The sequence below is a fragment of the Geobacillus sp. ZGt-1 genome (assembly GCF_001026865.1).
Taxonomy (GTDB): Bacteria; Bacillota; Bacilli; order Bacillales; family Anoxybacillaceae; genus Geobacillus; species Geobacillus thermoleovorans.
Genome location: NZ_LDPD01000006.1, coordinates 64,504 through 72,559 on the forward strand (window position 1 = coordinate 64,504; position 8,056 = coordinate 72,559).

Here is an 8,056-nt window from a genome sequence, read left to right on the forward strand (position 1 = left end):
TTGGGCGACTTGGTGTTCGAGGTTGCTTGTCCGCTCGTTCAGCTGAGTGAATTGTTGCTCAAGGGCGCTCGTCCGCTCATTGAGCTGGGCCATTTGCGCTTCGAGAGCGCCCGTTCGTTCATTAAGGTTGGCCGCCAGCACTTCAAGGGCACCCGTTCTTTCATTGAGATTGGCCACTTGTCCCTCCAAGGCGCCAACCCGCTGCTCGAGCGACTCGACCGCCGTGCGCGTCGCTTTCACTTCATGCAAAATTTCCCGCAGCAACGCTTCCATTCGTTTCACCTCCTTTTCCCCTCTATTTTACAAAAAACGCGCGCCGATGGCGAGAAAAAATAGGAAAACGGTTTTTGCTAGAAAAAGAGCGGAGAAAATCGTTACAATAAACATAGGAAAAAACCGAAGCAAAGGTGGACGGAGATGGACGCCACGTGGTTGAAGCCCATTGTCGAAACAAAATATTTATCGACGGAAAACGCGCACCGCTACCGGGCGATTTTGCGCTATTTCTACATTCAGCACGAGCGGATGCGGCAATATTTGTTTCCGGAAGAAGTGTACGCCTTTTTAAAGCAGCACGAGGAGTTTGCCGATTACACTGAGGAAGAGCTGCAGCAAGACCTCGACCAGCTCGTCAAATGGAACAACTTGATCGCCCGTCAAGAGACTTCTCACGTGCGGACGATTGAAGAGTTTAAGAAAAAGCGGTTCCGCTATCAATGCAGCCCGTACACGGTCGAAATCGAACGGATGATCCGCACGCTCGAGCAGCTTGGGGATTCATTTGGGGGGTCGCTCGAGAGAACGCGGTTTGACCGTTTGTATGCCTCTCTTTCTCGCATGGAAACGATCATCGCCTCTGATTTTCAAGAGCAGCCGGATGAAATGCATCAAGTATGGGAAGAGACGTTCGATTATTTCAAAAAAATCATCCAAAATTCCGCCGACTATATCGCTTATTTGCACGGTGAAAATTTGGAAGAGCGGATGACATCGGAGTCGTTTCTCGTTTATAAAGAGCAGTTTACTGCTTATTTGCGCGATTTTATCGTCGCCTTGCAAAAAACGTCGATGCAGATTGAGCAATTGCTTGAAGACTTGCCGGAAGACGGGGTTCGGCAGTTCATCGAGCATGTCGTCGACTATGAGAGGTCCATCCCTCGCTTTGCCGATGCGCTGCCGCCGCGCGCTGTCCAGATTGAAGAAAAATGGGAGACGTGGCGCAGCCTGTGCGAATGGTTTTTAGGCCGCGATGGGCGCGAGAGCGAGCTTTCGTTTTTGCAATACCAGACGAATGAGGCGATTCGCCGCCTGACGCGCGTCGTGCAACGGCTTGGCGAGCGGCATCACCATTTTCGCAGCCGCAAAGGCGACTACTTGCATTTGGCCCGTTGGTTTTCCCGCCTTGAATCGATTGAAGAGGCGCACTGCCTGTCAGCGGTCGTGTTCGGTTGCTTCCATACGAAACATCTCGTCGCCGATTTCGGGGCGACAGACAACATATACCGCGACGTATGGGACGAGCCGCCAGCCGAGTGGGTGACGAAACCGCGCGTCCGCCATTATGGGGAAAAGAAAAAGCCGCAGGCGATTGAAGACAAAGAACGGGAGAAAGAAGAAGCGCGTCTTCGCTATTTGGAAGAAAAAGCGCGCGAGGAAGCCGAGCTGAAGCAATTTGTGACCGACGGGAAAATCGTGCTTGCCGACCTTCCTGAGGTGACCCCATACGTACGGAAAACGCTGCTCGGCTGGATCGCCAAAGCGATGGGGCGCGAGGGGCAAGCAATGAAGACGGAAAACGGGTGGGTTGTCAACGTGGTGAACAAAGAGGGGACGATTTGCCTTCGCGCAGAAGATGGAGAACTCGTAATGCCGAACTACGAAATTCATGTGCTTTCGCGAGGTGAGTGAGGATGGAAACGGCGTTTGACGACAAGGCGAAAGAGGCGCTCGCCGCGCTGTTCGAACAATTTTGGATCATTCGCGACAAAGAGCCGGATTTGTATCAGCTCGTCCGTGAGCGCGAACATGTGTTGAAAAAGTATGTGGAGGAGAAGTTTGGCTATCGGCTCATCGTTCACCGCTATTTTGCCAAGCTCGAGAAAATTCCCGCCGAACCGGAGCCGTGGATGGGCATCGAGTCGTTTCAAGAGCCGCTTGACTATGCGTTGTTTTGCTGTTTGATGGCGTATTTGGAAGGAAAAGCAGTGGAAGAAAAGTTTTTGCTTTCTGACGTATGTGAAGAAATCCGCGCCATGTACCCGGGTGATCTACCGGTCGATTGGACGAACTATTCGCATCGGCGCGCGCTCATCCGCGTGTTGAAAACGGCGGAACAAATCGGACTCGTCCGCCGGATGGATGGGGAGATTGAGGCGTTCGCCCAGCATGTGGAGGAAGAGGCGTTGTACGAAGTGCCAGTGTTGGCTCGTTATTTTATGCGCACGTATCCGAAAGATTTGTTGCAATATGAATCGATCGACGAATTGCTCGCCGAGGAGTGGAAAGCATCACCGCAAGATTATCGGCGCCATCGCCTGTATCGAAAGCTGTTTTTATCCCCGGCGGTGCACCGGACGGAAGGGGACGAGCAAGACTTTTACTACTTGCGCAACTTCCGCCATCGGCTGCGGGATGATATCGAAGCGCATACGCCGTTTCGGTATGAATTGTACAAAAACGCCGCCATGTTGACGCTTCCCGAACGGCAGGCGCCGTACACCGTATTTCCTGATCAGAAAGGAACGTCGGAGGTCATCCTTCATTTTGCCGCCTTGGTGCGCGAGCGGCTTGGGGAATATCCGCCGGATGAATACGGCCGCATACGATTGACGCCTGAACAATTTTCCGCCTGGCTTGCCGATTGCCGGCGCCGCTACGGGGCTGGGTGGGGGAAAACGTACCGCGACATGTCGGCTGCCGAGCTTGTCCGCGAAGTGCTTTCGGCGCTCAACGAATGGCGCATGGCCGATGTGGAGCACGACACCGGAATGATCGTCCTTTATCCCCTCCTCGGGCGGATGTCGGGACGGTATCCGGATGATTTTGACGCGAAAGAGGGAGGAGAACATGGCGAATCCATGGGTGCTTCATCGTGCGGGGCTGATTAATTTTTGGTATTACGACGAGCAGTATTTTCATTTCGCTGACGGTAAGCTGCTCTTGCGGGGAAGCAACGGGGCGGGCAAGTCGGTGACGATGCAAAGCTTGATCCCGGTGCTTTTAGACGGCAAGAAGACGCCCGATCGCCTCGATCCGTTCGGTTCACGGGCGCGGCGCATGGAAGACTACTTGCTTGGGGAAAAAGATGTCGTCAATCGCGATGAGCGGACCGGGTATTTGTTTTTGGAATATAAACGGAAAGAATCCGACCAATACGTCACAACGGGCATCGGCCTGCGCGCGAAGCGGCAAAAAAGCCTCGATTTCTGGGGGTTTGTCCTCTTTGACAACCGCCGCATCGGCTATGACCTTCAGTTGTATAAACAAGAAAAAACAGGTGAAAAAATCCCGCTGACCAAGCGGGAGCTGGCCACAGCGCTCGGCGCGGGCGGGACGGTCGTCGAGACGCAAAAAGACTATATGGAGCTCGTCAATAAGCATGTGTTTCGCTTTGAATCGCTTGAGGCGTTTCAAGAATTGATCGAGCTGCTCATTCAACTGCGCAGCCCGAAGCTGTCCAAAGACTTTAAGCCGACCGTGATTTATGAAATTTTGGAAAGCTCGCTGCCTCCGTTGACCGACGACGAGCTCCGCCATTTATCGGACACGATCGAAAACATGGACCAGGCGAAGCAGCAGCTTGAGCAGCTCGAACGCGACGAGCGGGCGTTGAAGCGTCTTTGCGATCAATACCGCCTTTACAACGAATATATGATCGCCGAAAAGGCGACAGAATACGTAAAAGCGGTCAAGCAAGCCGAACAGCTCGCTGCTGCACAACACCGCCTTCACGATGAAGAAGAGCAGGCGCGAAAGACGCTTGATGAGCTTGATGAGTCCATCACCCGCCTCCGCCGTGAAGAAGACGTGCTGCGTTCACGCGAAATCGACTTGGCTGGCCACGAAGTGTTCCAGCAAGCGGAGAAGTATGAACAGTTGAAATCGGAGAGGGAGCGTCTGCAGGAGCGGTGGGAGCGGCACGAGCAGACGATCGCGGAAAAAGAACGGCTGGAACGCCAACATCGCCGCCGCCTCGATGAATCGGAAGCGCGGCTGGATGACCTTGAACGGAAACTTGAAGACGAGTTGGCGCAGCTGCGAGCGGATGCGGAAGAAGGAGCCTTTTCTTTGCATGAAACGAACGAAGACGATTTTCACCGCCATCGCCAAAAGCAACAAGAGTTTTCGTTTGCCGCTTGGAAACAGGAAGCTGACCGCCATATCGAGCAGCTCGAGGAGTTGGCGCGCCTTTGGCGCAGGCATGACGATGTGAAACGACGCTATGAAGAAGCGAGCACCGAAGCGGGCGAGCGGCGGCGGGAAATGGACGAATGGCGTCATCAGCAACAGAAATGGGAAGAGCTGCTCGAGCAGGAGAAAGAGCGGTTTGAACAAGCCGTGCTTGCCTGGGTCGAGCAAGGAGGAATCGACGTTTCCGAAGCGGACATTCAGGCGTTTTTGCGACAAATGGGCGCCCTCTATGAGCTGTATTCGCTCGATGATCTGAAGCGCCCGTTCGTTCAAGCGTATTACGATGCCGTCGGTAAGAAAAAGGATGAGAAATGGCGGCTCGAACATGACATCCGTCTGTTGGAAGAGAAACGGGCAGAACGTGAGGCCGAACTGCGTCAATGGCGGGAACAACGCGACCCTGAACCCGAACGGGATGAACAAACGACAGCCGCCCGCTTGGCATTGGAACGGGAAGGGATTCCGTTTGTCCCGTTTTATGCCGCGGTCGAATTTGTCGACGATGTGCCTGACGATGTGCGCGAGCGGATCGAATCGGCGCTTTCGCACGCTGGGTTGCTTGACGCCCTCATTGCGGCCCGCGATGTCGACGTCGACTGCGACCGTGTGCTCATCCCGAAACCGGTTCATATGGTGCATACGTTGGCCGATTATTTGCGCCCAGATGCGGATGCCCCTGTGTCGGCGGAGCGGATTGACGAAGTGCTCCGAAGCATCGTGATCACCGATGCGGAACAAGAAGGCGGCATGACGATCGACGAAACAGGACGCTATTCGCTCGGCCTTGTCCGTGGCCATGCGCCGCGGAGAGCGCGGGCGATGTTCATCGGCCGTGCGGCGCGGGAGCGGTGGCGGCTTGAGAACATCGCGGCGCTGGAAGCCGAGATCGCCGCTGTGGGACAAGAGATCGACCGTCTACGTCGTGAGCATCAGGCGGTGGGAGCGGCCATCCAAGCGCTCGCCGACTGGTTGGCGTCCTTCCCGGCGGACCGCGATGTGCGCACCGCGTTTGAGGAAGGGCAAGAAGCCCGCCGCCAAGCGGAAAGCAAAGAGCGGGAATGGAAGCGGCAAGAAGAAAAAGCGGCCCTCCTTGCGCGCGAATGGAAACAAATCAAACAGCAGCTTCGTGACGAATCGGCTGAGCTTGATTTAGCCTTCACCTTGGACGGCTGCGAACAAGCCCAGCTCGCCATGAAATCGTACGTCCGCCATTTGCACGAACTCGAAGTGCTTTACCGCGAAACGCGCCATACCGAGGCCATGATCGCCCAACAGCGCGAGCGGCTCGCGGCGCTGGAAACGGAGATCGACGAAGCGAAAGGCGAACGAAATCGGATTCGGGATGAAAAAGAGCGGATCTCCTTGGAGATCGTTGAGATGGAACGGACGCTCGCACAAATGGGAGCGGATGACATTCGCGCCGAAATCGCCCGCATCCAAGAACGATTGGCGTTTTTGCGCCAAGAAATTCCGCGCCTTGTCAACGAACGGGCGCGCACGGAACAGCAGCTCATGCGCCTGGCCGAAGAACGGGAAAAAGAGGCGCGGCGGGAAGCGTTCGCCCGCGAGCTCGCCGCGATGTGGGAAAAGTCGTTTGCCCGTGAAGCGGCGCTTGGGCTTGTGGATCTTGATCGTTCCCGCTCCCTCCTGGAGCAGGCGAAAGAAGCGAAACAACGGTACGAAGCAGTGTTAAAAGAGACGCGTTCCTCGCTTCTGGCGCGGCTGAACACCGTCTTTTTCCAAGAGTCGTCCAACTTGACCGAATACCGGGCGTCCTTCGAGCCGCTGGAAGAACAAACGAAGCCCGAATGGACCGCCGCTGCCCCAGACGATGAGATGGCCATGAAAGCCGCGGACTGGCGGGAGAAACAAGAACGGCACGTCATTTACCTCGACTACAAAGGCGAGCGCGCCACGCCGTTTGCGGTGCTGGCGGAAGTGGAGCGCGACATCGTCTTGCAGCACGAGTATATGAAAGAACAAGACCGCGAGCTGTATGAGGACGTCATCTTAAAATCAGTCGGCCGCATTTTGCGCAGCCGCATTCAGCGCGCCGAACGGTGGGTGAATGATATGAATAAACTGATGGGCGGCCTCGACACATCATCAGGGCTTGTGCTGTCCATTCAATGGAAGCCGAAAACGGCGGAGACGGAAGCGGAGCTCGATACGAAAGAATTGGTGCGCCTGTTGCGGCTCGATCCGCGGCTGCTTAGAGAGGAAGATTTACAGCGAGTGACGAACCATTTCCGCTCNNAAATCGCCCGCGCCCGCGAATTGCTTGAAGAGCGCGGCCAAGGCAGCACGCTCCATCAAATCATTAAAGAAGTGCTCGACTATCGGAAATGGTTTTCCTTCACTTTGTACTATGAAAAAACAAACGAGCCGAAACGCGAGCTGACGAACCACCGCTTTTACCAATTCAGCGGCGGGGAAAANGCGATGGCGATGTACATTCCCCTTTTCGCCGCGGCGTATTCGCGCTACCAAGAAGCGGGCGATGACGCCCCGTACATCATCTCGCTCGACGAGGCGTTCGCCGGCGTTGACGAAAACAACATCCGCAATCTGTTCGGCCTTGTCGAACAGCTTGGCTTTAACTATATCATGAACTCGCAGGCGCTTTGGGGCGACTACGACACCGTGCCCGCGTTGTCCATTTGCGAACTCGTCCGCCCGCGCAATGCGTCGTTTGTGACCGTCATTCATTACCGTTGGAACGGCCGCGTCAAACAGCTCATGGTCAATGATAAAGAATGGGAGACGATCGAGACGTGAGCACGGCCAAGGAGGCGGCTGCCTTTTTCCGCTCTGAACCGGGCTTCCGCCGTCTGTTTATCGAGATGAAGCACAAGTACGAGTCGCTCGGCCGCGTCGGCGGCGCGGTGTCTTTAGAGGCGTTCACCGATGAAGAGCGGGAGGCGGTGGCCGCCTTTTTCGGCAAAGACGTCTCCCGCGTCTCCCTTATCGCGTTTGAAAAACAGCTCGGACAGACGAGGTTTGCGGGCGTTGGGCTTGTCGAGCTGCTTGAACAGTACTTCGGCGCCCCGCTTGTCTCAAACAAAGAACGGCGCCAGGCGGAGGAAGAGGAACGGGATCGTTTTTTTGCGCGTCTGACCGAGGAGCATCATTGGGTTGAGTCGGTCCGCCCTCAGCGCTTCGTCCAAACGGCGTACGAAACCGACCGCCGCAGCCTGGAGGAGGCCATCCGCCTTGTCAGCGCGGCTCTCGGCCGCCTCCCGCTCCCGTCATACATGCGCCTCCCGCTCTTTGCCCAGCAAGTGGCGGGCGACCCGCATGCGTTCGATTTGTCCACGCTACCGGGGAGATTGTTGCTTTCGGCGTTGCAAGCGACCGTGCCCGGGGATTGGGACATGGCATCTGTAGAGAGCGTCAACGAGTTGCTCCAGTCCGTCGGCTTGCTCCGTGAGGATATCCTGAACTTTGTCACATGCGCCAACATTCTTGCTGAAACCAAGGACGGACCGCATCCTGTTTTCTCCGCTGCCTGGGAGGCGAACACGGCGCTGAACATGCCGCTTAGGGACGTTTTGTCGCTTGTTGGCGCCCATCCCGCCCGCGGCAAGACGGTGTACATTGTGGAAAACGCCGGTGTTTTTTCGACGTTGCTTGACACCCGCGCCCC

Annotated in this window: 4 protein-coding genes and 3 pseudogenes; 6 read left to right on the forward strand and 1 reads right to left on the reverse strand. The window is 55.9% G+C overall.

The genetic code is table 11. The features are described from left to right. Positions 1-273, reverse strand: a pseudogene (locus VU18_RS01320) (hypothetical protein); the annotation flags it as partial. Between the two features lie 144 nt (positions 274-417). On the opposite strand from VU18_RS01320, the gene VU18_RS01325 reads away from it, so the two are divergent. The 6 genes and pseudogenes from VU18_RS01325 to VU18_RS01340 form a co-directional block, all read left to right on the forward strand. After that, entirely contained in the window at positions 418-1,908 is a 1,491-nt protein-coding gene (locus tag VU18_RS01325) for a TIGR02677 family protein (RefSeq protein ID WP_014194802.1), read from the forward strand. A gap of 2 nt (positions 1,909-1,910) precedes the next feature. Then, positions 1,911-3,107 carry a TIGR02678 family protein gene (locus tag VU18_RS01330; protein WP_014194803.1) on the forward strand — a complete coding sequence of 399 codons (1,197 nt, stop codon included), beginning with the start codon at positions 1,911-1,913 and terminating at the stop codon, positions 3,105-3,107. Then, on the forward strand, positions 3,067-6,665 hold a 3,599-nt coding region (locus VU18_RS01335; RefSeq protein WP_236687237.1), incomplete at its 3' end, for a TIGR02680 family protein. The genes VU18_RS01330 and VU18_RS01335, both read left to right, overlap by 41 nt. 2 nt (positions 6,666-6,667) lie before the next feature. Further along, positions 6,668-6,848, forward strand: a pseudogene (locus tag VU18_RS18660) (SbcC/MukB-like Walker B domain-containing protein); the annotation flags it as partial. Between the two features lies 1 nt (position 6,849). Further along, a pseudogene (locus tag VU18_RS18665) lies at positions 6,850-7,188 on the forward strand (SbcC/MukB-like Walker B domain-containing protein); the annotation flags it as partial. Next, positions 7,185-8,056, forward strand: an 872-nt coding sequence (locus VU18_RS01340) for a TIGR02679 family protein (RefSeq protein ID WP_236687238.1), incomplete at its 3' end; no start/stop codon positions are given. The pseudogene VU18_RS18665 and the gene VU18_RS01340, both read left to right, overlap by 4 nt.

What these genes read in the sequence shown, in the direction of transcription:
- VU18_RS01325 (WP_014194802.1), top strand. Translation starts at nt 418, where the DNA reads ATGGACGCCACGTGGTTGAAGCCCATTGTCGAAACAAAATATTTATCG.
- VU18_RS01330 (WP_014194803.1), top strand. Translation starts at nt 1,911, where the DNA reads ATGGAAACGGCGTTTGACGACAAGGCGAAAGAGGCGCTCGCCGCGCTG.